Raw genomic sequence first — 25,349 nt, forward strand, 5'->3', positions numbered from 1 at the left:
GAACCCGCCCGACATGGTGCCCGGGCGCGTATGACGGGCCCAGGCGGTGCGCACCCGTTACCGTTCACCTCATGAGCGCACTGGTCAGGGCTGTCGTCGCGGTATTGCTGTTGACGCTGGGGGTGGGGTGCGCATCGCAACCGGCTCAGCCGGCGACGTCGTCGCCCGCGCAGCCCGACGTGCCGCCACCGCTGGTACCCGCGATGGCGTTACCGCAGAACGCCGTCGACAACGCCGTCGCCAAACTCGACGACCTCGCCGAGGGCCTGATGGCGAAATCCGGTATCCCGGGGCTGGCGGTGGCCGTCGTGCACGAGGGAAAGACCGTGTACGCCAAGGGGTTCGGTGTCAAAGACGTCGGCGAGACGACCGAAAGCAACCGGGTCGATCCTGACACCGTGTTTCAGCTGGCGTCGCTGTCCAAACCGCTGGCGGCAACGGTGGTGGCCCACCAGGTCGGTGTCGGGGCGGTCGACTGGAACACCCCGATCGTGTCCAAGCTGCCGTGGTTCACCCTGTCCGATCCCACCGTCACGAGAATGGTCACCGTCGGCGACATGCTGGCGCATCGCTCCGGGTTGCCCGACCACGCCGGCGACAAGCTCGAGGACATCGGCTATGACCGCAGGCAGGTGTTGGAGCGGCTGGGCCAGCTGCCGCTGGACCCGTTCCGGATCTCCTACGCCTACACCAACTTCGGTTTCACCGCGGGCGCCGAGGCGGTGGCCGTCGGCGCCGGCAAACCGTGGGAACAGCTCGCCGAGGACGTGCTGTTCGAACCGCTCGGCATGTCGTCGACGAGTTACCGGTTCGCCGACTACCAGGACCGACCCAACCGCGCCGTCGGCCACATCCGCGTCGACGGGCGCTATCAGCCCACCTACGTTCGCGATGCCGACCCCGAAGCGCCGGCAGGCGGGGCGAGCGCATCGGCCAACGACATGACCCGGTGGCTGGCGATGGTGCTGGCCAACGGATCTCACGACGGCAAGCAGATCGTCGACCCGAAGGCGCTGCTTCCGGCGCTCACCCCGCAGATCGTCTCGGCCCGGGCGACCGAGCCGGCGATGCGGTCGGGTTTCTACGGTTACGGCTTCAACGTCAGCTCGACGTCGGGGGCGCGGATGGAACTCAGCCATTCCGGCGCGTTCCTGCTCGGTGCCGGCACCAACTTCGTGATCCTGCCGTCAGCCGACGTGGCGATCGTCGCGCTCACCAACGGCTCACCGTCGGGCGTGCCGGAAACGCTCACCGCCGAATTCGCCGACCTCGTGCAGTTCGGCGAGGTCCGCGAGGACTGGTACCGGCTCTACAGCAAGGCTCTCGGCGAGATGGACGAGCCGGAGGGCTCGTTGGCAGGCAAACAACCACCCGCCGATCCCGCACCCGCCGCACCGCTGCCGTCCTACACCGGCGTCTACCACAACGACTACTGGGGGGCAGCCACCATCACCGAAGCCGACGGTGAGCTGCGGCTGCGCCTCGGGACGAAGTTGGCTGCGCGGCTGTCGCATTGGGACGGCAACACGTTCACCTACAGCTGGGTGTCGGAGAACTCACCGCCCGGTTCGGTCAGCAAGGTCACCTTCGACGGCGACACCCTCATCATCGAAGACTACGACGAGTTCGGCAAGGGAGCGTTCCGCCGGTGACCACGGCCATCGCCGCGGGCCTGACCGAAGCCGAGGTGGCCCAACGGGTTTCGCAGGGCAAGACGAACGATGTCCCGACCAGGGCGGCGCGCAGCGTATCCGACATCGTGCGGTCCAACGTGTTCACCCGCATCAACGCGATCCTCGGTGTGCTGCTGATCATCGTGCTGTCCACCGGTTCGGTGATCAACGGCGCATTCGGGCTGTTGATCATCGCCAACAGCGCCATCGGCATCATCCAGGAACTGCGGGCCAAACAGACACTGGACAGGCTGGCCATCGTCGGACAGGCCAAACCGCTGGTGCGAAGGCGATCCGGTGCGGTGTCCACCGCCGAGCCGCTGCCGCCCAACGAGGTCGTCCTCGACGACATCATCGAACTCGGGCCCGGCGACCAGATCGTCGTCGACGGGGAGATCGTCGAGGAGTCCAACCTGGAGGTCGACGAGTCGTTGCTCACCGGCGAGGCCGACCCGATCGCCAAAGACCCCGGCGACATGGTGATGTCGGGCAGCTTCGTCGTCGCGGGCAGCGGCGCATACCGGGCCACCAAGGTCGGCCGCGAGGCGTACGCGGCCAAGCTCGCCGAGGAGGCCAGCAAGTTCACCCTGGTGAATTCCGAACTGCGCAGCGGCATCAACAAGATCCTGCAGTTCATCACGTACCTGCTGATCCCCGCGGGCCTGCTGATCATCTACACGCAGCTGTTCACCACCGATGCGGGATGGCGCGAGTCGGTGCTGCGGATGGTCGGTGCGCTGGTGCCGATGGTGCCCGAGGGCCTGGTGCTGATGACGTCGATCGCATTCGCGGTCGGCGTGATCCGGCTGGGTCGGCGACAGTGTCTGGTCAACGAGTTGCCCGCCATCGAGGGGCTGGCCCGCGTCGACGTGGTGTGCGCCGACAAGACCGGCACCCTGACCGAAAACGGTATGCGCGTAGCGGATCTCGAGCAGCTCTCCGAAGGTGACGTCGCCGACATCCTGGCCCAACTCGCCGCCGACGACGCCAGGCCCAACGCCAGCATGCAGGCGATCGCCGAGGCGTATCCGGTGGGGCCCGGGTGGACCGCCACCGCCACCGCACCGTTCAAGTCGTCCACCAAATGGAGCGGGGCGTCCTACGGCGAGCACGGTGACTGGGTGATCGGCGCGCCCGATGTGCTGCTCGAACCAGGTTCACCGGTCGCGACCCAGGCCGAGGAGATCGGCGCGCGCGGCCTGCGGGTGCTGCTGCTGGGTTCCAGCGACCTGCCCGTCGACCACCCCGACGCACCCGGGTGCGTCACACCCGCGGCGTTGGTGGTGCTCGAACAGCGCGTCCGGCCCGATGCTCGCGATACCCTCGACTACTTTGCCTCGCAGAAGGTTTCGATCAAGGTCATCTCCGGTGACAACGCGGTGTCGGTCGGTGCGGTGGCCGAAATGCTGGGCCTGCACGGCCAGACGATCGACGCCCGCGAGTTGCCCGACGAACTCGACCAACTGGCACACTCCCTCGAGGAGTGCACGACGTTCGGCCGGGTGCGGCCCGACCAGAAACGCGCGATGGTGCACGCGCTGCAGTCGCGTGGGCACACCGTGGCGATGACGGGCGACGGGGTCAACGACGTGCTGGCGCTCAAGGACGCCGACATCGGCGTGGCGATGGGCTCGGGCAGTTCGGCGTCCCGGGCGGTGGCCCAGATCGTGTTGCTGGACAACAAGTTCGCCACGCTGCCCTACGTCGTCGGCGAGGGCAGGCGGGTGATCGGCAACATCGAGCGGGTCTCCAACCTGTTTCTGACTAAGACGGTGTACTCGGTGCTGCTGGCGGTCCTGGTGGGCCTTGCGGGTCTGGCGTCCAAGGTGTTCGGGTCCGATCCGCTGCTCTACCCGTTTCAGCCCATCCACGTCACGATCGCGGCGTGGTTCACCATCGGCATTCCGGCGTTCATCCTGTCCTTGGCGCCCAACAACGAGCGCGCACATCCGGGGTTCGTGCGCCGGGTGATGACGGCGGCGTTGCCGTCGGGCCTGGTGATCGGCATCGCGACGTTCGCCTCGTACCTGGCGGCCTACCAGGGACGGGCGGCCACGCAGACCGAACAGACCCAGGCGTCCACGGCGGCGCTGATCACGCTGCTGGTCTCGGCGATCTGGGTGCTCGCGGTGGTGGCCAGGCCCTACCAGTGGTGGCGGGTTGCGCTGGTGGTGGTCTCGGGTGCGGCCTACGTGGTGATCTTCTCGATTCCGCTGGCGCGGGAGCTGTTCATGCTGGATCCCTCGAACGTGAAAACGACGTCGATCGCGTTGGGCATCGGCCTGGCCGGGGCGGGCGCGATCGAGGTGATCTGGTGGGTGCAGGGGGCGGTTCTGGGAGAACAACGCCGGCTGTGGCGCTCGGAGTAGGGTGGCCACATGGCATTTCTCGACAAGGTGAAAGATCTACTGGCCAAGAACGCCGACAAGGTGGACACCGCGATCGACAAGGCCGGTGACATCGTCGACCAGAAGACGCAGGGAAAGTACGCTCAGCACGTCGACAAGGTGCAGGACAGTGCCAAGACGTACCTGAAAAACACAGACAAGAACGATCCGCAGCACCCGCAGAATTGATGTATGGCCAAACTCTCTGTCTCCGTGGATGTTCCGCTGCCCCCGGAGAAGGCGTGGGAGTGCGCGTCTGACCTGTCGCGCTACCGCGAGTGGCTGACCATCCACCGGGTGTGGCGCAGCAAGCCGCCCGAGACGCTGGAAAAGGGCACGACGCTGGAGTCCATCGTCGAGGTCAAGGGCATGCCCAACCGGATCAAGTGGACCATCGTCCACTTCAGGCCCCCGGAGGCGATGACGCTCAACGGCGACGGCAGGGGCGGGGTCAAGGTCAAGCTCATCGGCAAGGTGAAAGCTTCGCCGACCGACGCAGGAGGGTCGACCGTGTCGCTCGCCGTCCACCTCGGCGGGCCGGCGTTGTTCGGGCCGATCGGCCTGGTGGTGGCCGGCGCGCTGCGCGGCGACATCCGCGAGTCACTCGAGCGCTTCAAAAAGGTGTTCGCCTCGGCTTAGTTCGTTCGGCGGACAGAGGCGAAAGCGCCCGGGTCACCGGCGGAACCGGTGCCGCACCAGCCGGGTGAACTCGACCGTCGATCGGCGCACCGACTCGAATTCCAACGACACCAGCAGCGTGTCGACCATCGCGAACGGCAGCGTGGTGGCGACCGCACCGCGGCCGTACTCGATGTGCCACGAGCCGGGATGGATGGTCAGCCCCCGGGCATGCCCCTTCTCCAGGCAGGTGTGCTCGCCGGGACGTAGGGTCATGCCGACGAGGTCGTCGGACTCCAGGTCGTAGGAGTCGATCTGGCCTGCCAGAAGGAACTTGTGGATCTGCACCCGCTTGTAGCGCCCGGAAAAGCCTTGTGTTCCAGTGGGAGAGCCAAAGATCACGATGTACTCGCGCGGGCTGAAGTATAGGAAGCGGACCTTGCCGAGGATCCCGCCTGCCCGGCTGCCCACCCAGCGTCGCGGCGCCGCATCGATGAGGTCGGGATATTCGGCGGCCAGCAGTTCGGTGGCGCGGGTGATCAGCTGACCGTTCTCCAGCGGCAGCCCGACGACCTCCCTTGCGACCTTGGCCAGGACTTCCGGATCGATCCGGTGGCCGGTCGTCGCGCTCAACGGCGGTCCGCGATGCGCTCGACGGCTTCGTGGATCGGCGTATCACCGGAAACCACTTCGAAAGTCCGGCCTGCGGTGCCCGGCGTGTCGAGCACGGCAAGCAGAACGGCGGCGACGTCCTCGCGGGGAATGCGGCCGTGTCCGGTTTCCTCGGCGACCGTCACCGTGCCCGTGCCGGGGTCGTCGGTCAGCAGGCCGGGGCGCACGATCGTGGCGTCAAGACCATCGCGGGAGCGTACGTCGTCGTCGGCCGCACCCTTGGCGCGCAGGTAGGCCACGAATACCGGGTTGCCTGCCTCGTCGGGGGCCTCGGCGTCGGCACCGATCGCCGAAATCATCACGTAGCGGCGGACTCCGGCCGCCTCCGCCGCATCGGCCAACAGCACCGCCGCGGCGCGGTCGACGGTTTCCTTGCGGATGGCTCCGCTGCCCGGACCGGCGCCTGCGGCGAAGACCACCGCGTCGACACCGTCGAGATGGGCCGCGACGTCCTCGGCGGAGGCCGCCTCCATGTCCAGCAGCACGGGTTCGACGCCGTCTTGTTCGAGGTCCGCGCTATGGGCGGGATTGCGGATGATGCCGGCGACCGAGTCGCCGCGCTGGGTCAGCATCCGTTCCAGGATCCTGGCGATGTTGCCGTGGCCGCCCGCGATGATGACGCGCATACCGCCGATCCTAGGTGGCCAGCCGGGCGCGCAGCTCGCGCTTGAGCACCTTGCCGTAGCTGTTCTTCGGCAACTCGTCGATGAACTCGTAGCGTTTGGGCCGCTTGAACCGGGCGATGCGCTCGAGCAGGTGCGCGTCGAGTTCGGCGGCCGACACCGACCCGACGATGAACGCGACCACGATCTCACCCCACTCCTCGTCGGGTGCTCCGACGACACCGGCCTCGGTCACGCCCGGGTGCTCGAGCAGAACCTCTTCGACTTCGCGCGGGTAGATATTGCTGCCGCCGCTGATCACGACGTCCTTGCTGCGGTCGCGCAACGTGAGGTAGCCGCGTTCGTCGAACGAACCCATGTCCCCGGTGCACAGCCACCCGTTTCGCAGCGCCGCCGCGGTGGCCTGCGGGTTGTTCCAGTAGCCGGACATGACAACGTCACCGCGGCAGACGATTTCGCCGATCTCGCCGGGCGGGGCCGGGGTGCCGTCGTCGCGAAGCACCGCGACGTCGACGCCCGAGCGCGGGTAGCCGACGGAGCCCAGGATTGCGTCGTCGGTGTCGATGTGGTCGGCGCGGCGCAGGCCGGTGATCGTCATCGGCGCCTCACCCTGACCGTAGAGTTGCACGAAGACCGCGCCGAACGCGGCCATCGCCTTCTTGAGGCTGTCGACGTACATCGGGCCGCCGCCGTAGACGATCGTGCGCAGGTTGCCTGGGCGGGCGCGGCCCGTCTGCACCAGCCGCTGGACCATGGTGGGTGCCAGGAACGCGCTGGCACCGGGATGGTGCTCGCACAGGTCGAGGAACTCGTCGGGTTCGAACGTGCCGGAGTCGGGCAGCACCTGCCTAGCGCCGCGCAGCACATACGGCGGGATGTAGAGACCCGACCCGTGCGACATCGGCGCACCGTGCACCAGGCTGCAATCGGCGTCCGGGGAGTCGAAGTCGGCCAGGTGCGCGACGGTCATCGCCATCAGGTTGCGGTGGGAAAGCATTGCGCCCTTGGAGCGGCCCGTGGTTCCGCTGGTGTAGAACAGCCACGCCAGCGCCGCCGGGTCGGTGTCCGCCGGTGCGGTGACAGGTGGCGCGGAAAGACGCTGGGAATAGCTTGCGCTGCCGATGATTTCGGCGTCCCCGAGCCCTTCGGCGATCTTGGGCGATGCGAACGCCAGCGCCGCACCGGAGTCCTCGAGGATCTGGTGCATCTCGCGCGGGTGCAGCTTGTAGTTCAGCGGCACGTAGACACATTCGGCGGCCCACACCGCGAACATCAACTCGATGATCTCCGGGCGGTTCTCGCTGGCGACCGCGATGCGGGTGCCGGCAGGACCGAACGTGGCGGCCAGGCGCAGCACCCGGTCCCTCAACTCATTCCACGTGTGCAGTTGTCGCTCACCGCGATACACCGCGCCGCGATCACCCAGCCGGCTGGCGGCCTGGTCGAGCAGCGCGAACAGGTTCACCGCGCAACCCACTCGGAGTTCAGCGCGAAGTCCGACAGGTACTTGGTCGAACTCCAGCCGCCGTCGACGACGATGGTCTGCCCGTTGATGAAACTGGCGCCCTCCGAGCACAAGAACGCCACGGTGCTCGCCAGGTCCTCGACCTTGCCGAGGCGCGGATACGGGGTCATCTCGGTGTTGATCTTGCGGAACCGCTCGTCCTCGAGGCGGCTGGCCACCATCGGCGTCAGCGTCACCCCCGGAGCGACGGCGTTGCACCGGATGCCCTGGGGGCCGTACTGGCAGGCGATGTGGGTGGTCAGCGCCGTCAGCCCGCCCTTGGCCGCCGAGTACGCCCCGCCGCGTAGCCCGCCGACGACGGCGAACGTCGACGTCACGTTGATGATCGCCGAGCCCGGTTGCATGTGCACGATCACGTCGCGGGCCAGCCGGAACGGCGCGCGCAGCATCAAACCCAGGAAATAATCCAGGCTTTCGTCGTCGGTTTCGTGCAGCGGTTTGGGGCTGCCCACGCCCGCGTTGTTGATGAGGAAGTCGATGCGGCCCCACCGGTCCAGTGCGGTCTGCACGATCTGCTGCGGACCGTCCTCGGCGGTCAGGTCGACGGCGACGGTGGCCACCCGGTCCGGATCGCCGATCGCCGTTTCCAGTTCGGCCAGCCTGCTGCGGTCGCGGCCGGCCCCGAGCACGGCCATGCCCGCCTCGGCGAGTTTGGTCGCGCAGCCGAAGCCGATGCCGCTGCTCGCGCCCGTCACGATCGCTACCTGCATGTCGGTCCACCTTCGCTCGTCAGCGCCGCCTGGATCTGGTGTTTGAGCACCTTGCCCGCGTCGTTCTTCGGCAGGCTGTCCCAAACGACCACCTGCTCAGGGATTTTGAACTTGGCCAGCCCTTCGCGCAGCAGCACGTCCCGGACGCCGGCCAGGTCAGGTGGCTGCTGATCGGATGCGACGACGACCGCGCACGCCCGTTCCCCGGTGCGCGCGTCGGGCACACCGACCACGGCGATCTCGGCGATGCCCGGATGTGTGGCGAGCAGGTCCTCGACCTCCTTGGGGGAGATGTTCTCCCCGTTGCGGATGATGATGTCCTTCGCACGGCCGGTGACCAGCAGATAATCGTCGTCGACCCAGCGACCCAGATCGCCTGTGCGGAAGTAGCCTTCATCGTCGAAGGCAGCGACCTCGTCGTCGGGACGCAGGTAGCCGACGAGCATCTGCGGGCCGCGCGCCCGGATCTCGCCGTCGACCAGCTTGATGTCGGCGATGCCTGCCCGGCCGTCGGTGCCGGCCGCATGCTCGGCGCTCTGCAGCGAGCCGACCGTCGTGACCGGCACCTCGGTGGAGCCGTAGACGCGTGACACGACGGCGTTCTCGAAGTAGTCGGCCGCTGTGCGGATCAACGACGGCGGCACCGACGCGCCTCCGCAGATGAAGACCTTCAGATCGGGCAACCGCGTGTCGGCCCGTCGGGCGGCGGTGAGCAACCCGTCGAGGAACGGCGTGGCCCCCGCCATGTGCGTGACGCGCTCGGCGCGCATCAACGATACGGCGTCGTCGGGGCGCCACCCATCCATCAGCACCGCGGTGCTGCCGAGCAGCAGCGGGCATTCGAAGGCATATATCGACCCGCCGATATGCGCGATCGGTGACGGCACCAGGAACGTGTCACCATGCTCGACGCGCCAGTGCTCACCGATCTGACGGATCAGCGCGTGGATCGAGTTATGGCTGTGCAGCACAGCTTTGGGACGGCCAGTGGTGCCCGAGGTGTAGAGGATCATCCGCACGGTGTCGGGGTTGAGCACCGGTAACACCGCCGTGCCCGATTCGGTCAGCAGCGACTCGTAGGGCGTGTGCCCGGCGCCCCGGGACCGCAGCACCACCACCTCGGGCGGTGCGGACATCGCGGCGGTGACGCGCTCCAGCATCGCGCCGTAATCGTGGCGTCCGAAGACCGACGGCACGAAGACGGCCCGGGTGTCGGCGTCGGACAGGATGAACTGCAGCTCGCGGTCGCGCAGCGAGGGCAGGATCGGGTTCACCACCATGCCGGCCAGCGTCGCACCGAGGTAGACGACGGCGGCTTCGTGCCAGTTCGGCAGCATGAACGACACCACGCTGCCCGCGGGCATGCGGGAGGTGAGCGAGTGCGCCAGGGCGCTGGCCTGCTGGTGCAGGCTGCGGCAGTCGAGTCGAATGTTTCCGTCCACCAACACCGTTCGCTGCGGGGTGGCCCGGGCGGCATCGCGAAGGGCGTCGGCCAGGGTCTCATGCACCCACAGACCACGGCGGTAGGCGTCGGCCGCGCGGGCCTCTTCGACCCTCACGGCGCGGCCCGGCCCTTGATGCGGCGCATGGTCATCGTGTGCCGATAACGCGACGAGGGATGGGTGTTGATGGTGACCTGAGCCACCTGACCGTCGGACGTCTTGTATGTGCGCCGCATCTGCAGCGCGGCGTCGCCCGGCGCCATCTGCAGCGCCTCGGCCACGTCCTCGGTGGTGGCGACCGCCGAGATCTCCTGGAGCACTTCGACGATGCTCACGCCGAAGAGGTCCTCGATCAGCGGGAAGATCGGCCCGGAATGCCGTTGCAACAGCCGGCCCACCGCGGCGAATGCACGGTTGATGTAGTACTCGGTGACGCAGACCGGGGTGCTGCCCGTCTCGGCCTGCCGGTGCCCGTGCACGGCCAGCCACTGCGAGCCGGCCGCCAGCCCGGTCTTTGACGCGAGGTCGTCGTCGACGGTCACCATCGCGTTGGATTCGATCACCAGCTGCGCACCGGCGGCGAACGCCAGCAGGTCGTTGATCGACATCACGTCCTGGGCATAGGAATTGGCCGCGGGGCGCGGGACGACGAGGGTGCCCGCCCGGGGCCGTGACGAGACCAGGTTGTCGTCACGCAGCCGGCGCAGCGCCTCACGGATCGTGTAGCGGCTGACCTCGAACCGTTCGCACAGCTGTTGTTCGGTGGGTAGTTGCGATCCCACCGGATACACCCCGTCGACGATCTCCTTTCGCAGGGTGCGTGCCACCTGGAGGTACCGGTGGTCGGTGGGCTCGGCCGTCATGTCGAATTCCGGCGCAACGCCAGCACGCTTCCGTCACCGTCGGCGGAGACGTACAGCGTGCCGTCGGGTCCCATGGTGATTCCGGCGAACGGACCCTGGGGTCCGGAGAACGGCGGCATCCCCTTGAGCGGCTTGGGTTGCACGCCGGGGGGTGCGCCGACTGCTACGCCCGCGGCGATGGCGGTGCGCACCTTGGTGTCCAGATCGAACGCGACGATCTCTTTGGCCCCGGCGTCGACGACGTAGAGGGTGCCGTCGGCGACATGGATGCCCTGCGGGCGCTGCAGCCCGTCGATGACGGTCTCGGGGGTACCGGCCAGCCGCACTACCCGACCGGCACCGGACTCGGCGACCAGCGGGTAGCCGTCGGCGCCGAACGCCACGCCGACCGGATCCTGCAGGCCCGACGCCAGCACCTCGGCGCTGCCCGAGCGCAGCGAGTGCACCCGACCGGTGCCAAGCTCGGCGAACACGATCCCCTCGCCGGGTCCGATCGCCACCCCGTAGAGTTGGTCGAATCCGTCAGCGAGGTAATCGGTTTCGCCGTCGCCGGGGCGGTAACGGCCGATCTGGCCGCCGGATGTGGCGACCACGAACGCACCCGCGCCCGCCGGAGCCAACCCGCGAAGGAACCCGGGATATCCGGGTGTGAACAGCATGCCGACGGTGCGCAGCGAACCGTCGGGGTTGACCGCATAGAAGTACGTGCCGTCGGCGACGTAGAGGTTGCCGTCTTCGGCGACCGCGAGATCCATTGGCCAATTCAGGCCGCCGGGCAGCACCGTGCGGGTCTCCCCGGAGCCCAGGATCTCGGTGATCTCGCCGGTGAAGTTGGAGACCAGGACCCGGTCACCGACCAGCGTGAGGTTGTCCAGCCCGGGGGTGAGCTGCGCCAGCAGCGTCTTGTCGCCCGTGCGCGGATCGATGCGCAGCACCTGCCCGCTGGCCACCTGCGTGGAGACGATGAAACCCTGCGGGTCGAACTTCACCGCGTCGGGAACACCGAGATCACCGGTAACCCGTTGTGGCTGACCACCGTTGGGGTCGACGCGCCAGATCTCGTTGGCCGTCATCAGCGGGTAGTACACCAGACCGTCGGGGCCGACCTCCATCGCGTTGGGCGAGGGGAGATCGTCGAGCAGGATCCGCGCCGCGCCGGTGGCGCGATCGAGTTCCATCAACCGCCCGCCGTCGCGGCACTCGTTGACGAACAACCGGTCCTGATGCACGGTGATGCCGTTGGCGCAGGGCAGGTCGTCGCGCAACACCCGGGTCTGGCCGCCAACATCGCGCACGCTGACCCGTCCGTCCATCACCTCGGTGGCGTAGAGGTTGCCGTGCGCGTCGAACGCGACGTCGTCGGGGGCGATGATGTCGCCGCCCTTGGCGCTGACGGTGCCCACCTGGCCGGTGCCCAGATCCAGCGCACTGATCTGGCTGCCGGTCACCTGAGCGACGTAGACGCGCCCGTCGGGTCCGGTGCGCAGACCGTTCGCGCCGAACAACCGGCTCGGCGCGGTGAGGCGGCGCAGCTGCCAGCCCTCGGTCACGGTCGGGTTGGGCCCCACGTAGCGGGCCTGCGGAGGTGACCCCGTCGCGGATTGCGTCATGAACTCGGACCGTATCAAGCTCCGTTAGTCCAGACAATAGGCTGTGATACCAGCTCATCGGGCCTTGACGGACGGATCAGCGCTGCGGAATAGTGTTCTGCAATATGCAGAGCACCATATGTTGTCCGGACAATTAGCGTGAGCGAGCTTTTGAGGCTGGACGGCCGCATCGTCGTGGTGTCGGGGGCTGGCGGCGGCGGCATCGGCACCACCGTGACCCGCATGGCCGCGCAGGCCGGCGCCACCGTGGTGGCGGTCAGCCGGTCGAAGGAGAACCTCGACGAACACGTCGCACCGCTGGCCGCACAGGGGCTGGCGGTGGTGCCGGTGGCCGCCGACGCCTCCACCGACGAGGGCATCGCGACCGTGATGGACCAGGCCCGGCGCGCCGACGGCGAGCTGTACGGGCTGGTGAACATCGCCGGCGGCGCCGCGCCTGCCACCTGGATGCCCGCCACCCGGGTGACCCGAACCGACTGGCGGGATCTGTTCACCGCCAACCTCGAGACGGCCTTCTTCATGAGCCAGGCGGTGGCCGCCGAGATTCGGCAGCAGGGCAACCCCGGTTCGATCGTGTCGTTGTCGTCGATCAGCGGGATGAACACCGCGCCGTTCCATATCGCCTACGGCACCGCCAAGGCCGCGGTCGCCGCGATGACGCGCACGATGGCCGCCGAGTTGGCCCTGGCCGACATCCGCGTCAACGCCGTCGCACCGGGCGTGACGGAAACCGCCGCGTCACGCACGTACGTCGACGACGACCCCGACCGCGACCGCCGCGCGATCGCGATGGGCCGGCGCGGCCGCCCGGAGGAACAGGCCGGCGCGATCCTGTTTCTGCTGTCCGATCTGTCGAGTTACATCACCGGGCAGACGTTGCTCGTCGACGGCGGGCTGAACCTCAAGTGGACCCATTTGGACGCCGACAATACGTCGCTGTTCCTCAAAGACGAATCCTTCCGCGCCGAGATCAAGCGGTTTTAGGAGAACCCATGACAGACCTAGAAGCCCAAGTCGCCGAGGAGCTTTCCGAGCCGATGACGATCGGTGTGGAGGCCTACACCTCCGAGGCCTATGCCCGTGCCGAACGCGACAAGCTGTGGCGCAAGGTCTGGCAGCAGGTCGGCCGGGTCGAGGAGCTACCGGAGGTCGGCAGCTATCTGACCTACGACATCCTCGACGACTCGATCATCATCGTGCGAACGGGCGCGCACACCTTCAAGGCGCATCACAACGTCTGCATGCACCGCGGCCGCCGTCTCGTCGACACCCCCGACGGCGCGAAGAACGCCTGCGATCGGGCCCGTAAGTCGTTCGTGTGCGGATTCCACGGCTGGACATACGCTCTCGACGGCACGTGTACGCACATCCGGGAACAGGACGACTGGAAGGGTGCGCTGACGCCGGAGAACACCCATCTGGCTCCCGTTCAGGTGGACACCTGGGGCGGTTGGTTGTTCATCAACATGGACCCGACGTGTGAGTCGCTTGGCGACTACCTGTTCCCGGCGGCGAAGATACTCGATCCGTTCGGGCTGGAGAACATGCGCTACAAGTGGCGCAAATGGCTGTACTTCGACTGTAACTGGAAGGTCGCGCTGGAGGCCTTCAACGAGACCTACCACGTGTTCACCACCCATCCGGAATTCAACAGGTTCGGCGAGTTCAAGGGCTGGGCCAAGGCGCAGGGCAAGCACAGCAACATCGGCTACGACGCGCCAAAGGACATGGAGGCCACCAGGTCCAAGATCCGGCTCGGCACCGGCGACGATCCGCGCGTGTCCACCGCGGAGATGCAGATGTACACGTGGGAGCAGACCAACGCCACCACCACCGAAACGCTGGTGAACGCCGCCAAGAGGCTGGTCGACGAACTGCCCGAAGGCACACCACCCGACAAGGTCCTCGAACACTGGCTGGCGTCGGCGCGGCGGGACGACGAAGCCCGAGGGGTGATCTGGCCGACGATCCCGGCCGACATCCTCGGGCAGGCGGGCACGGCCTGGCAGGTCTTCCCGAACTTCCAGATCGGTCAGGGCCTGACCACCGCACTGTGCTACAGCGCGCGACCGCACCCGAGCTATGACCCGAACAAGTGCGTCTTCGAAGTGGCGACGCTGGAGTTGTTCCCGAAAGGTCAAGAGCCACAGACCGAATGGGAGTACACACCGAAGGACAGCCCGAACTGGCTCTCGGTGCTGCCACAGGACTTCTCCAACATGGCCGCGGTGCAGCAGGGCATGAAGTCGCTCGGCTTTCCCGGAACCAGGCCCAACCCGTATCGCGAACGCAGCACCGTCAACCTTCACTACCAACTGTCCAGATACATGGGCACCGGCGAACCCCAGGAGCTTTCCGACCGATGACCGAGACGCTGAGCACCTCCGCACCGCCGTGCGGTCCGACGGAGACCCCCGACGACATCGACATCGATGCGCTGCGGGAGAAGTACGCCCAGGAGCGGGCCAAGAGGCTGCGGCCGGAAGGCTCGAAGCAGTACGTCGAACTGAGCGACGACTTCGCCGGCTATTACGAAGTCGATCCCTACACGCCCGTCGCCCCGCGCGACCCGATCGACGAGGACATCGACGTCGCGGTGCTCGGTGGCGGCTTCGGTGGTCTGCTGTCGGCCGCGTACCTGAAGAAGGCCGGCGTCGAGGACGTCCGGATCATCGAACTCGGCGGTGACTTCGGCGGGGTGTGGTACTGGAACCGGTATCCGGGTATCCAGTGCGACAACGAATCCTATTGCTACATCCCGATGCTCGAAGAGCTCGACTTCATGCCGTCCAAGAAGTTCGCCGACGGCACCGAGATCTACCAGCACTGCCGAAACATCGGTAAGCACTTTGGGCTTTACGACGGGGCGATCTTTTCCACCCAGGTGCGCAGCCTGCGCTGGGACGACGAGATTGCGCGGTGGCGGATCAGCACCAACCGCGACGACGACATCCGGGCCCGGTTCGTCATCATGGCCTCGGGACCCTTTCACCGCCCGAAACTTCCTGGTATTCCCGGGATCAAGGACTTCCGGGGGCACAGCTTCCACTCGTCGCGGTGGGACTACGACTACACCGGCGGCGACAGCACCGGAAACCTGCACAAGCTGGCCGACAAGCGCGTCGCGGTCGTCGGCACCGGTGCCACCGCCATCCAGATCGTGCCGTTTCTGGCCAAGGATGCCGAGCACCTGTACGTGTTCCAACGCACCCCGTCCACGGTCGACGAACGCAACAACGCCCCAACCGATCCCGAGTGGGTGAAGTCGCTGCAGCCGGGCTGGCAGAAGGAACGCCAGCGCAACTTCCACTCTTGGACGTTCGAAGGCATGGCGCTGGGCCAGCCGGATCTGGTGTGCGACTTCTGGACCGAGCTGGGCCGCAACACCGCCGCGCGGGTGATGGCGCTGGAGGACCCGGCGTCGATGACACCCGAGCAGTTCATGGCGATCCGGGAGGAAGAGGACTACAAGATCATGGAGCGGCTGCGCCGCCGGATCGCCGAGATCGTCAGCGACCAGGGCACCGCTGAGATGCTCAAGCCCTACTACCGGTTCCTGTGCAAGCGTCCGCTGTCCAACGACGAGTACCTGCCGACATTCAACCGCCCCAACGTCACCCTGGTCGACGTTTCGGATTCCAAAGGTGTCGAACGGATCACGGAGAAGGGCCTGATCGCCGGCGGCAAGGAGTACGAGGTCGACTGCATCATCTACGCCAGCGGATTCGAGATCACCACCGACATCAGCAGGCGCTACTCGATCGACGCGATCGAGGGCCGCGACGGCGTGTCGCTCTACGACTACTGGCGCGACGGGTACAAGACCCTGCACGGCATGACCAGCCGCGGTTTCCCCAACCAGTTCTACACCGGCTTCACCCAGGTCGGCATCTCGGCGAACATCGCATCGAACTACGAACTGCAGGGTGAACACATCGCGTACGTCATCGCCGAAGCGTTGAACCGCGGCGTCAGCACGGTGGAGCCGACCCAAGAGGCACAAGATGATTGGTGTCAGACCGTGCGCGAAACCGCCGTCGACAACTCGGCGTTCGACGCGTCCTGCACACCCGGCTACTACAACAACGAGGGCGGTGGTGGCGGTGAGGGCATCCGGTCTCATCTCGGCGACCCCTACGGTCCCGGCTTCTACGCCTTCGGCGACCTGCTCAAGGAGTGGCGCGACAGGGGTGACCTGGATGGCCTGGTCCTCGGAAAGTAGCGATTTGTGTGCGTTCAGGCGCGGTGAGCGCTCGTTTTCGCACACAAATCGGAGGTTGAGGTGAGGTTCGACGACCGGGTCGCCGTGATCACCGGGGCAGGCCGGGGGCTGGGCCGCTCGTATGCGATGCTGCTGGCCGCTCGCGGCGCGAAAGTCGTCGTCAACGACCCCGGCGGCAACCTCACCGGCGGCGGGACCGATGCCGGTCCCGCCGAGGACGTGGTGCGTGAAATCGTCGCTGCCGGTGGGCAAGCCGTGGCCAATACCGACTCGGTGGCCACCGCGGACGGCGGCAAGGCCATCGTCGACACCGCGCTCGACCGGTACGGCCGCATCGACATCCTCATCCACAACGCCGGAAACGTCCGCCGCGCACCGCTGCGGGAGATGAGCTACGACGACTTCGACGCCGTGCTCGACGTCCACCTGCGCGGTGCATTTCACGTGGTGCGGCCCGCGTTTCCCACCATGTGCGACGCCGGCTACGGGCGGATCGTGCTGACCTCTTCGATCGGCGGGTTGTACGGCAACCATCAGGTGGCCAACTACGCGGCCGCCAAGGCCGGGGTGATCGGGCTGTCCAACGTCGCGGCGATGGAAGGTGCGGCCGACGGCGTCGTCAGCAATGTGATCGTGCCCGCTGCTGTCACCCGGATGGCCGAAGGCATTGACACGTCGGCGTATCCACCGATGGGACCGGAGTTGGTGGCCCCGACGGTGGGTTGGCTCGCCCACGAATCGTGTTCGGTCAACGGTGAAGTGTTCATCGCGTTGGCCGGCCGGGTGGCCAGGGCATTCGTCGCCGAAACCCCCGGCCTGTATCAGCCGGCATGGTCGATCGAAGACGTGGGCGAGCAGATCGCTGCCATCCGTGACCCCTCGGACCCGGTGATCTTTCCGGTAATACCCGACGGACACGGCGACCACATCCGGTACAGCTTCGCGATGGCCAGCCGGGGAGCGCCTCATGGCTAGCGGTCCGCTCAACGGCATACGCGTCGTCGACCTCACCGCGATGGTGATGGGCCCCTACTGCACCCAGATCATGGCCGACATGGGCGCCGACGTGATCAAAATCGAACCGCCGCAAGGCGATAACACCCGCTACATCTCCGTGGGCCCGGCGCCGGGGATGAGCGGTGTGTTCGTCAACGTCAACCGCGGCAAGCGCAGCGTCGTCATCGACCTGCGGACCGACGCCGGTAAGGCCGCGATGCGCACCCTCATCGAAGGGGCCGACGTGTTCATCCACTCCATGCGGTCCAAGGCGATCGCCAAGCTGGGCTTCAGCTATCAGGACGTCGCGGCGATCAACCCGGCCATCGTCTACACCAACTGCTATGGATACGGCAGGCGCGGCCCGAAACGAGACCGGCCCGCCTACGACGACACCATCCAGGCGGAATGCGGAATCCCCTTTGTCCAACAGCAACTCACCGGCGAGGCCGACTTTGTCGGCACCATCATCGCCGACAAAGTGGCCGGACTGACCGCGGTCTACGCGACGACGATGGCGCTGTTCCATCGCGAGCGCACCGGGGAGGGCCAGGAGGTCGAGGTCGCCATGTTCGAGACGATGGCGGCGTTCATGCTGGTCGAACATGCCAACGGCGCCATGTTCGACCCTCCCCTCGGCCCTGCGGTGTATCCGCGCACGGTGGCGCCCAACCGCAGGCCCTACCGCACCAGCGACGGCTTCATCGCCGCGCTGATCTACAACGACAAGCACTGGAACGCGTTCGTCAACGCGGTCAAACCGGCCTGGGTCAACGAGTCTCACGCGACCCTGGAGATGCGCTCGCGCGACATCGACTCCGTATACGGGCTGTTAGCCGAGACGATGAAGGAACGCACTACTGCCGAGTGGCTGGCCCTGTTCGATGAACTGGAGATCCCGGCCGCACCGCTGAACTCACCGGATGCGTTGTTCGACGATCCGCACCTGAGCGCGGCGGGGCTGTTCCAGACCGTCGACACACCGCACGGTCCGGTGCGCTTTCCCGGTGTGCCGACGTGGTTCTCGCGCACCCCGGGAGCCGTGACGGGTCCGGCGCCCGAACTCGGCGCCGACACCGAGGAGGTGCTCGCCGAACTCGGCGTGACAGGAGTCGACCGTGCACTTTGACATGGGCGAGCAGGCGGCCGCGTTGCGCAACGAACTCCGCGCACTGGTGAACGATCATGTGCCCGAACGGTATTTAGGCGCGTTCACCGACGACCCCGAGGACCTGCAGATCGCGCAGCGGTTCTGCCGGCTGCTCGCCGAGCGCGAACTGCTGTGCCTGTCGTGGCCCAAGGAGTTCGCAGGCGGCGGGGCATCGGTATGGGAGCAGACCGTGGTGCGCGAGGAGATGTGGGCGCACCACGAACCTCGAGGCGCCCAGTACATGGGGGTCAACTGGGTCGGCCCGATCATCATGCGGCACGGCACCGAACAGCAGCAGCGCAGGCATCTGCCGCCCATCGCCCGCGGCGAGGTGATCTGGTGCCAGGGTTTCTCGGAACCAGAGGCGGGTTCCGATCTGGCGTCACTGCGCACCAGCGCCCGCCGCGTCGACGATGGCTGGCTGGTCAGCGGGCAGAAGATCTGGACGTCCTACGCCACGATGGCGCAGTGGTGCTTCCTTTTGGCGCGCACCTCCAAAGGGCAGAAGAAGCAGCAGGGCCTGACGATTTTCCTGGTGCCGATGGACGATCCGGCGATCCAGGTCAGACCGATCCGCACCATGTTGGGCCCGCATCACCTCAACGAGGTGTTCTTCGACGATCTGCGGGTCACCGAGGCCGACGTGCTCGGCACGGTGGATCAGGGGTGGTCGGTCGTGCAGGACGTGATGGCCTTCGAACGGGTCGGCATCGCCCGCTACGCACGGTGTGAACGGTTGCTGGCCGCCGCACCGGCCGTGCTCGGCGACCGCTGGGAGGACCTGCCCGCGGAGTTACGGGGCAGATGGGTCCGGATGCTCACGCACTGCCGTCGCGCCCGGCTGATGGCATATCGGGTGGTGTCCCTGCAGAGCACCGGACGCATCCAACCCGGCGACGCCGCGGCGTACCGGATCGCGGTGACCAAACTCGATCAGGACAGCGCCGAGGTGCTGATGGACATCGCCGCCGAGGTGCCGCGCGACGCTGCGCAGGCGACGTGGTTCCTCGGCGAGGTCGACGACCACTGGCGCTACTCGCAGGCATCCACGGTATCGTCGGGAAGCATTGAGATGCAACGTATCCTGCTGTCCCGCGCGTTGTTGGCGGCGGCGAAATGAACGAGATGATTCTCGACCTGACCGACGACGCCCAGGAGTACGGGCGCCAGGCACTGCGCGCCTTCGAGGCCGCAGGCGGAGACCAGTTGGTGCAGCAGGCCGAAGCCAAACCGGAGCGCCGCGAACCACTCGTCGGCCCCGTGCTCGCCGAACTCGGCGCGTGGGACCTCGACCCGCGCGGTGACGGTGACGGGTTGGAGGCCGCCGCGGCGCTGTGCCGAAGCGCGGGCTACTGGGCGCTGCCCTACCCGGTCGCCGAGCGGCTGGCCAAACCGGCCGACCTGGACGTCGAGGGGTTGATCGTGGTCGCCGGGGCACGCCCGGCCGGCCCGGTGGCCGGCCTCCAAACAAGGTGGGCCGCCGTGATGTTGGACGGTACCCGCAGCACCGTGGGTGCCCAGCGCCCGTCGGGGCCCGGGTTCGTCGCCGAACTGGAGCTGTCCCGCGTCGATGACGACGGCGCGGGCGACGTCGCGCTCGCGTTGGTGCTGCCGTGCTGGACGCTGCTGGGCATGTTGGACCGGGTCATCGAGTTGACCATCGCCCACATCAGCCTGCGCAAGCAGTTCGGGCAGACGCTTTCGGCGTTTCAGGGGGTGCAGTTCCAGCTCACCGACGCCGAAGTCGAGCGCAGCGGGCTCGACATCCTCGCCAAGTACGCGCTGTGGAGTATTCAGGAAAACCAGCCCACGGCACTCAACGATGCGCTGGCGCTGAGAATGTCGGCAATCGAAGCCGCGGAGGTGGTGTTCCGGGTGTGTCACCAGCTGCACGGCGCGGTCGGGTTCTGCGACGAGACCACGCTGTCGTGGCTGTCGCGCTACAGCCAGCCGCTGAGGCGGCTGCCGCTGGGCCTGTCGGCGACCCGCGACGCGCTGACCCGCAGCGCCGGCCGCGCCGGGTTGACAGGGTTGTTCGCGTGAAGGTCGTCGTGATCGGCACCGGCTTCGGTAAGCACGCCGCCGCCCCGGCGTATCAGAGCGTGGGCTTCGACGTCGAGGTGGTCAGCCCGCGGGACGCGAGCGCGGTGAAAACCGCGCTGGCGTCCGATGTCGACCTCGTCTCGGTGCACTCGCCGCCGTTTCTGCACCTCGAGCACGTGGGCGGTGCGATCGAGCACGGGCATGCGGTGTTGTGCGACAAGCCGTTCGGGCGCAACGCCGACGAGGCGATCACCATGCGCGACAAGGCCCAGCAGGCCGGCGTCGCCAACTTCTTGAACTTCGAGTTCCGGTTCAACGCGTCGTGGTCGATGCTCAAGAAGCTCAGCGACACCGGAGCCATCGGCACCCCCACCCATCTGAGCTGGACCTTCTTCGGCAGCGGGCTACGCGGTCGCACGCTCGGCTGGATCAACGACCGCGAACTCGGCGGCGGCTGGATCGGCGCCTACGGCTCACACCTGATCGACTTCACCCGCTGGCTGTTCGACAGCGACATCGTCGACTGCGGCGGCGTCACCCGCACCGACATCCCCGGCGCCACAGCCGAAGACGGATACTCGGCCTGGTTCCGGCTGGCCAACGGCGCCACCGCCACCCACGACACCGGGTTCGCCGCCGCCGTCGCGTCGACACCGCGCGTCACGCTGATGGGCAGCGCGGGGACGATCGAGTTGACCGCGGACACCACGCTGGTGCTCCGACGCCCCGATCAGGAACCAGACGTCACCGAGTTCGACCCGCCGCCGCGGCGCACCCCGCCGCCCGCGCTGACCACCTACTTCGCCGAGGTCGCCGACGCACTGCGAACCGGTGCCTCGATCGCCCCGTCGTTCGACGACGGCGTCGCCGCCGCCCGCACCATGGACCTGCTCAAGGCCGGCACCGCATGACCGCCGAACCGGAGATCTCGCCGGACACCCCGGCACAAGCCGAGTTTCGGCGCCGCGTGCGGCAGTGGTGTGTCGAACACATTCCGTCCGACTGGCGCGAGAAGCAGACCGGCGCCACCGCCGAACAGTTCGTCACCTTCCAGAAGACCTGGTTCGCCGAACTGCACAGCGCGGGTTTCGCCGTACCGCACTGGCCGCGCGAATGGGGCGGCGGCCTGCGGACGGGAGGAGCAGAACGGAAGATGTCGGTCGCCGAGCAAGTGGTGCTCTACCAGGAACTGGCCCGCCACGACGCGCCCCGGCTCGTGCTGGCGTTCGTCGGGATCCACCACGCCGCCTCGACGCTGCTCGCGGCCGGCACCGACGAACAGCGACGCAGACATCTGCCCGCCATCCTCGACGGCGAGATCTGGGTGCAGGGTTTCTCCGAACCCGAGGCCGGGTCGGATCTGGCCGGCCTGCGCACCACGGCACGCAAAACCGCCGACAGCTACGTGGTCAACGGCCAGAAGCTGTGGGCCAGCGGCGGTATGCACGCCGACTGGTGCCTGCTGTTGGCCCGCACCGATCCCGATGCGCCCAAACGCAAGGGCATCTCGTACTTCCTGCTGGACATGACCACACCCGGGGTCGAGGTGCGCCCGATCCGCAATGCGATCGGCGACTCACACTTCTGCGAGATCTTCCTCAACGACGTGGCGATCCCGGCAGCCAACCTCGTCGGGCCCGAGAACGCCGGCTGGCAAGTCGCGCAGGCCACGTTGGGGGCCGAGCGGGGTATGACCATGCTCGAACTCGCCGAGCGGCTCGGCAACGCCGGCTTCCGCTGGCTGGTGCGGTCCTGCCCCGTCGAGGATCCGATCGTCGCTGACCGCCTGGCGCAGTTCGAGACCGAGATCACCGGGCTACGAGCGCTATGCCGAAAGCTGGTGGAAAACAACGAGAGCGGCCAACCCGGACCCGCCGACGCGTCGATCGTCAAGCTCTACTACAGCGAGCTGTTGCAGCGGATGACCGACTTCGGCGCCGAGGTCGGCGGCCTGGCTGCCCACACCGAGCTGGCCAAGCCGATGTCCAGCGGCTGGGAGTCAGGTTCGTGGGTGCTGGACTTCATCGGCTCCTGGGAGTGGACCATCCCCGGCGGGTCCAGCGAAATCCAGCGCACCATCATCGGCGAACGCGGCCTGGGCCTGCCGCGGGAACCGAGCAACGCATGAACACCGAGTTCTCCGAGTTCCACGACGAATTGCGCTCGGTGGCAGCCGGTCTGCTCGGCAAGGACCGCATGGTCGGCTGGCCCTCCCTCGTGGAAGCCGGCTGGGCCGGGCTGGAGGTACCCGAGGAATTCGGCGGCGCCGGAGCGACGTTCGACGAGGTGGCGATCGTCTGTGAGGAGATCGGCCGCGCCGCTAGCGCCACCAGCTATCTGGGCAGCGCGGTGCTGGCCGTCGGCACGCTGAACGCCCTGCAGCCCAGCGACGCCCGCGACGACCTGCTGCGCGACGTCGTCTCCGGCGCCGCCCGCGTTGCCGTCGCACTCGAACCATATGACTTCGTGCCCGACGCCGAGGACGCCGACCGGGTGCTCGTCGTCACCGCCAGCGGTGCCGCCGAACCGGCCGTCACGGTCACCGCGCAACCCGTACTCGACGAAACCCGCCGTCTGGCAACGGTATCCGTACCTGACTGCGCCGGTGAGGTGCTGGGCTTCGCCGGGGATCCCGCCGCCGCGATAGCGCGGCTGCGTGACCGGGCCGCCGTCGCCGTGGCCTGCGACAGCCTGGGGCTCAGCGAAGCCATGCTCACCGCGACCGTCGAATACGCCAAGGTGCGCCACCAGTTCGGCAGGCCGATCGGCTCCTTCCAGGCCGTCAAACACGCCTGCGCCGACATGCTCGTTGCCATCGCGGTGTCCCGCCAACTCGTCAGCGCCGCGGTCGCGGCGATCACCCGAAACGATCCGCGCGCCGACGTCGCCGCCGCGATGGCCAAATCCCACGCGTGCGGCGCGGCCGTCGACATCGTCGGCAAGGCCATGCAGTTGCACGGCGGCATCGGCTACACGTGGGAGAGCGGCATCCACGTCTATCTCAAACGCGCCGCGCTCAACCGTTCACTGTTCGGCTCGCCGAGCACACACCGTCAACGACTCGCACAACGCTATCGCTAACGACATCAAGGAGTTTCCATGGGCATACCGGTATACAAGCGCATCCTCGACCTCTTCGAGGCCGAGGGGATCAACACGCTGTTCGGCATCCCCGACCCGAACTTCGTGCACATGTTCGCCGAAGCCGACGCCCGCGGATGGTCGGTCGTCGCACCCCACCACGAGCTCAGCGCGGGGTTCATGGCCGAGGCGGCTTCGCGGATGACCGGCAGGCCGGGGTTGTGCATCGGGACCCTCGGGCCGGGCATGGCGAACATCGCGGGGGCAATCCAGTGCGCACTTGTCGAGAACTCCCCGGTGATCTTCCTCGGCGGCCAGCGCGCCCGCATCACCGAGCGGCGCGTGCGGCGCGGCCGCATCCAATTCGTGCAGCAGGAACCACTTTTCGAGGCTTCGGTCAAATACAGCAGCTCGATCGAGTACGCCGACCAGACCGACGAGATCATCCGTGAGGCCATCCGCCGCTCGATGTCGGGCACGCCCGGACCCAGCTACGTCGAGTTCCCGTCGCACGTGATCCTCGAAGAGCTCGACGTCGCAGAACCCCTGCCGCCCAACCGGTATCGCCTCGTCAACCAGCGGGCGGGAGCCCCTGAGGTCGCCGAGGCCGTGAAGCTGATCCGCGAGGCCAAGAGCCCGATCCTGCTCGTCGGCCACGGGGTGCACACCTCCCGCACGCAGCAGGAGGTCAAAGAGCTGGCCGAGCTGATGGCGTGCCCGGTCATCCAGACCTCCGGCGGCACGTCGTACATCCCCGGACTTCAGGACCGGACCTTCCCGTACCTGTTCTCCCCGGCCGCCAACGAGGCGGTCGAGGAATCCGACCTGTGCGTCGCGCTGGGTACCGAACTCGGCGAGCCCATGCACTATGGCAGGACCCAGCACTGGGCCGGAAACGACGACAACCGCAAATGGGTGTACGTCGAGCAGGATCCAGCGGCCATCGGCGTCAACCGCCCGTTCGATGTGCCGCTGGTCGGCGATCTGCGCGGTATCGTGCCGCAACTCGTCGAGGCGCTCCGCGACACCCCGCGCGAACCGTCGGCCAACCTCGACAAGTTGGTCAAGGCCGACGCCGAGGAGCTCACCCAACTCGCCGAAAACGCGCCGTCGGGCCGCTCGCCGATTCATCCGGCGCGGTTCGTCGTCGAAGCCACCAAGGCATTCAACGAACTCGAGGACGGCATCATGGTGCGCGACGGCGGTGCGACCGTGATCTTCCAGTGGACCTACTCGCAGGCCAAGCCGCGCGACGTGATCTGGAACCAGAACTTCGGACATCTGGGCACAGGACTGCCGTACGCGGTCGGCGCGTCGGTGGCCGAGGGCCGCACCCGCCCGGTGATGTTGCTGACAAGCGACTCGTCATTCCTGTTCCACATCGCCGAACTCGAAACGGCCGCCCGCGAGGGGGTGCCGCTGGTGTGTGTGATCGGCGTGGACCATCAGTGGGGCCTGGAGGTCGGCGTCTACAAGCGCACGTTCGAGCAGCCGTCCCCGCAGCCCGGTGTGCACTGGAGCAAGGACGTCCGGATGGACAAGATCGCCGAGGGCTTCGGCTGCCACGGCGAATACGTCGAGAAGGACGATGAGATCGGGCCGGCCATCGCCCGCGCCTATGCCAGCGGCAAGGTGGGGGTGGTGCACGTGAGCATCGACCCGAAGGCCAACTCCGAGGAGATGCCCAAGTACGACCGATTCCGGACCTGGTATGCAGAAGGCACACAGTAGAGA

Annotated in this window: 22 protein-coding genes; 15 read left to right on the top strand and 7 right to left on the bottom strand. The window is 67.4% G+C overall.

Going from position 1 to position 25,349, the window contains the following annotated elements:
* Positions 1–71 precede the first annotated feature (71 nt).
* From K3U96_RS04525 to K3U96_RS04540, 4 genes are read left to right on the top strand one after another with little or no spacing between them, the layout of a single operon-like run.
* Positions 72–1,652, top strand: coding sequence for a serine hydrolase (locus K3U96_RS04525; protein WP_220692205.1), 1,581 nt, complete (start codon positions 72–74; stop codon positions 1,650–1,652).
* A complete protein-coding gene (locus K3U96_RS04530) occupies positions 1,649–4,042 on the top strand; it encodes a cation-translocating P-type ATPase (protein ID WP_220692206.1) in 2,394 nt (797 codons plus the stop codon). The genes K3U96_RS04525 and K3U96_RS04530 overlap by 4 nt, the downstream gene beginning before the upstream one ends.
* 9 nt (positions 4,043–4,051) lie before the next feature.
* Complete coding sequence (locus K3U96_RS04535; RefSeq protein ID WP_220692207.1) at positions 4,052–4,249, top strand: antitoxin; 198 nt, start codon at positions 4,052–4,054, stop codon at positions 4,247–4,249.
* A gap of 3 nt (positions 4,250–4,252) precedes the next feature.
* A complete protein-coding gene (locus tag K3U96_RS04540; RefSeq protein WP_069403242.1) occupies positions 4,253–4,699 on the top strand; it encodes a type II toxin-antitoxin system Rv0910 family toxin in 447 nt (148 codons plus the stop codon).
* A gap of 33 nt (positions 4,700–4,732) precedes the next feature.
* On the opposite strand, the gene K3U96_RS04545 is transcribed toward K3U96_RS04540, so the two are convergent.
* From K3U96_RS04545 to K3U96_RS04575, 7 genes are read right to left on the bottom strand one after another with little or no spacing between them, the layout of a single operon-like run.
* Positions 4,733–5,311, bottom strand: coding sequence for an isomerase (locus tag K3U96_RS04545; RefSeq protein WP_069403243.1), 579 nt, complete (start codon positions 5,309–5,311; stop codon positions 4,733–4,735).
* Positions 5,308–5,976 carry an NAD(P)H-binding protein gene (locus K3U96_RS04550; RefSeq protein WP_220692208.1) on the bottom strand — a complete coding sequence of 223 codons (669 nt, stop codon included), beginning with the start codon at positions 5,974–5,976 and terminating at the stop codon, positions 5,308–5,310. The genes K3U96_RS04545 and K3U96_RS04550 overlap by 4 nt, the downstream gene beginning before the upstream one ends.
* A 10-nt stretch (positions 5,977–5,986) precedes the next feature.
* Positions 5,987–7,438: an acyl-CoA synthetase gene (locus K3U96_RS04555; RefSeq protein WP_220692209.1), complete on the bottom strand. Its 1,452-nt coding sequence runs from the start codon at positions 7,436–7,438 to the stop codon at positions 5,987–5,989.
* The gene (locus K3U96_RS04560; protein WP_069403245.1) at positions 7,435–8,208 is read right to left on the bottom strand and encodes an SDR family NAD(P)-dependent oxidoreductase; all 774 of its coding nucleotides are present in this window, start codon (positions 8,206–8,208) and stop codon (positions 7,435–7,437) included. Before K3U96_RS04560 ends, K3U96_RS04555 begins: the two co-directional genes overlap by 4 nt.
* On the bottom strand, positions 8,199–9,767 hold the full coding sequence (locus tag K3U96_RS04565) for an AMP-binding protein (RefSeq protein WP_220692210.1): 1,569 nt from the start codon (positions 9,765–9,767) through the stop codon (positions 8,199–8,201). Before K3U96_RS04565 ends, K3U96_RS04560 begins: the two co-directional genes overlap by 10 nt.
* Positions 9,764–10,513 (bottom strand): GntR family transcriptional regulator, encoded by a 750-nt coding sequence (locus K3U96_RS04570; RefSeq protein WP_220692211.1) that lies wholly within the window; start codon positions 10,511–10,513, stop codon positions 9,764–9,766. The genes K3U96_RS04565 and K3U96_RS04570 overlap by 4 nt, the downstream gene beginning before the upstream one ends.
* On the bottom strand, positions 10,510–12,123 hold the full coding sequence (locus tag K3U96_RS04575) for an SMP-30/gluconolactonase/LRE family protein (RefSeq protein ID WP_220692212.1): 1,614 nt from the start codon (positions 12,121–12,123) through the stop codon (positions 10,510–10,512). The genes K3U96_RS04570 and K3U96_RS04575 overlap by 4 nt, the downstream gene beginning before the upstream one ends.
* 138 nt (positions 12,124–12,261) lie before the next feature.
* Here K3U96_RS04575 and K3U96_RS04580 point away from each other — a divergent pair, with 138 nt between their 5' ends.
* From K3U96_RS04580 to K3U96_RS04630, 11 genes are read left to right on the top strand one after another with little or no spacing between them, the layout of a single operon-like run.
* Positions 12,262–13,107: an SDR family NAD(P)-dependent oxidoreductase gene (locus K3U96_RS04580; RefSeq protein ID WP_220692213.1), complete on the top strand. Its 846-nt coding sequence runs from the start codon at positions 12,262–12,264 to the stop codon at positions 13,105–13,107.
* A gap of 8 nt (positions 13,108–13,115) precedes the next feature.
* A complete protein-coding gene (locus K3U96_RS04585; protein WP_220692214.1) occupies positions 13,116–14,489 on the top strand; it encodes an aromatic ring-hydroxylating oxygenase subunit alpha in 1,374 nt (457 codons plus the stop codon).
* The gene (locus tag K3U96_RS04590) at positions 14,486–16,345 is read left to right on the top strand and encodes a flavin-containing monooxygenase (RefSeq protein ID WP_220692215.1); all 1,860 of its coding nucleotides are present in this window, start codon (positions 14,486–14,488) and stop codon (positions 16,343–16,345) included. The genes K3U96_RS04585 and K3U96_RS04590 overlap by 4 nt, the downstream gene beginning before the upstream one ends.
* A 60-nt stretch (positions 16,346–16,405) precedes the next feature.
* A complete protein-coding gene (locus K3U96_RS04595; RefSeq protein WP_220692216.1) occupies positions 16,406–17,320 on the top strand; it encodes an SDR family NAD(P)-dependent oxidoreductase in 915 nt (304 codons plus the stop codon).
* Entirely contained in the window at positions 17,313–18,470 is a 1,158-nt protein-coding gene (locus K3U96_RS04600; protein ID WP_220692217.1) for a CaiB/BaiF CoA transferase family protein, read from the top strand. Before K3U96_RS04595 ends, K3U96_RS04600 begins: the two co-directional genes overlap by 8 nt.
* Before the next feature lies 1 nt (position 18,471).
* On the top strand, positions 18,472–19,611 hold the full coding sequence (locus K3U96_RS04605) for an acyl-CoA dehydrogenase family protein (protein ID WP_220693392.1): 1,140 nt from the start codon (positions 18,472–18,474) through the stop codon (positions 19,609–19,611).
* Positions 19,612–19,616: 5 nt separating this feature from the next.
* On the top strand, positions 19,617–20,534 hold the full coding sequence (locus tag K3U96_RS04610) for an acyl-CoA dehydrogenase family protein (protein WP_220693393.1): 918 nt from the start codon (positions 19,617–19,619) through the stop codon (positions 20,532–20,534).
* On the top strand, positions 20,531–21,445 hold the full coding sequence (locus tag K3U96_RS04615; RefSeq protein ID WP_069404146.1) for a Gfo/Idh/MocA family protein: 915 nt from the start codon (positions 20,531–20,533) through the stop codon (positions 21,443–21,445). The genes K3U96_RS04610 and K3U96_RS04615 overlap by 4 nt, the downstream gene beginning before the upstream one ends.
* The gene (locus K3U96_RS04620; protein WP_220692218.1) at positions 21,442–22,662 is read left to right on the top strand and encodes an acyl-CoA dehydrogenase family protein; all 1,221 of its coding nucleotides are present in this window, start codon (positions 21,442–21,444) and stop codon (positions 22,660–22,662) included. Before K3U96_RS04615 ends, K3U96_RS04620 begins: the two co-directional genes overlap by 4 nt.
* Positions 22,659–23,615 (top strand): acyl-CoA dehydrogenase family protein, encoded by a 957-nt coding sequence (locus K3U96_RS04625; RefSeq protein ID WP_220692219.1) that lies wholly within the window; start codon positions 22,659–22,661, stop codon positions 23,613–23,615. The genes K3U96_RS04620 and K3U96_RS04625 overlap by 4 nt, the downstream gene beginning before the upstream one ends.
* 18 nt (positions 23,616–23,633) lie before the next feature.
* Positions 23,634–25,346 carry a thiamine pyrophosphate-binding protein gene (locus tag K3U96_RS04630; RefSeq protein ID WP_220692220.1) on the top strand — a complete coding sequence of 571 codons (1,713 nt, stop codon included), beginning with the start codon at positions 23,634–23,636 and terminating at the stop codon, positions 25,344–25,346.
* Positions 25,347–25,349: the final 3 nt, after the last annotated feature.

This window comes from Mycolicibacterium holsaticum DSM 44478 = JCM 12374 (assembly GCF_019645835.1).
In the GTDB taxonomy this organism is placed as follows: Bacteria; Actinomycetota; Actinomycetes; order Mycobacteriales; family Mycobacteriaceae; genus Mycobacterium; species Mycobacterium holsaticum.

Coding starts and splice junctions, on each gene's coding strand:
- K3U96_RS04525 (WP_220692205.1), top strand. CDS start 72: ATGAGCGCACTGGTCAGGGCTGTCGTCGCGGTATTGCTGTTGACGCTG.
- K3U96_RS04535 (WP_220692207.1), top strand. CDS start 4,052: ATGGCATTTCTCGACAAGGTGAAAGATCTACTGGCCAAGAACGCCGAC.
- K3U96_RS04540 (WP_069403242.1), top strand. CDS start 4,253: ATGGCCAAACTCTCTGTCTCCGTGGATGTTCCGCTGCCCCCGGAGAAG.
- K3U96_RS04550 (WP_220692208.1), bottom strand. CDS start 5,976: ATGCGCGTCATCATCGCGGGCGGCCACGGCAACATCGCCAGGATCCTG.
- K3U96_RS04560 (WP_069403245.1), bottom strand. CDS start 8,208: ATGCAGGTAGCGATCGTGACGGGCGCGAGCAGCGGCATCGGCTTCGGC.
- K3U96_RS04570 (WP_220692211.1), bottom strand. CDS start 10,513: ATGACGGCCGAGCCCACCGACCACCGGTACCTCCAGGTGGCACGCACC.
- K3U96_RS04575 (WP_220692212.1), bottom strand. CDS start 12,123: ATGACGCAATCCGCGACGGGGTCACCTCCGCAGGCCCGCTACGTGGGG.
- K3U96_RS04585 (WP_220692214.1), top strand. CDS start 13,116: ATGACAGACCTAGAAGCCCAAGTCGCCGAGGAGCTTTCCGAGCCGATG.
- K3U96_RS04590 (WP_220692215.1), top strand. CDS start 14,486: ATGACCGAGACGCTGAGCACCTCCGCACCGCCGTGCGGTCCGACGGAG.
- K3U96_RS04600 (WP_220692217.1), top strand. CDS start 17,313: ATGGCTAGCGGTCCGCTCAACGGCATACGCGTCGTCGACCTCACCGCG.
- K3U96_RS04605 (WP_220693392.1), top strand. CDS start 18,472: ATGGGCGAGCAGGCGGCCGCGTTGCGCAACGAACTCCGCGCACTGGTG.
- K3U96_RS04610 (WP_220693393.1), top strand. CDS start 19,617: ATGATTCTCGACCTGACCGACGACGCCCAGGAGTACGGGCGCCAGGCA.
- K3U96_RS04620 (WP_220692218.1), top strand. CDS start 21,442: ATGACCGCCGAACCGGAGATCTCGCCGGACACCCCGGCACAAGCCGAG.
- K3U96_RS04625 (WP_220692219.1), top strand. CDS start 22,659: ATGAACACCGAGTTCTCCGAGTTCCACGACGAATTGCGCTCGGTGGCA.
- K3U96_RS04630 (WP_220692220.1), top strand. CDS start 23,634: ATGGGCATACCGGTATACAAGCGCATCCTCGACCTCTTCGAGGCCGAG.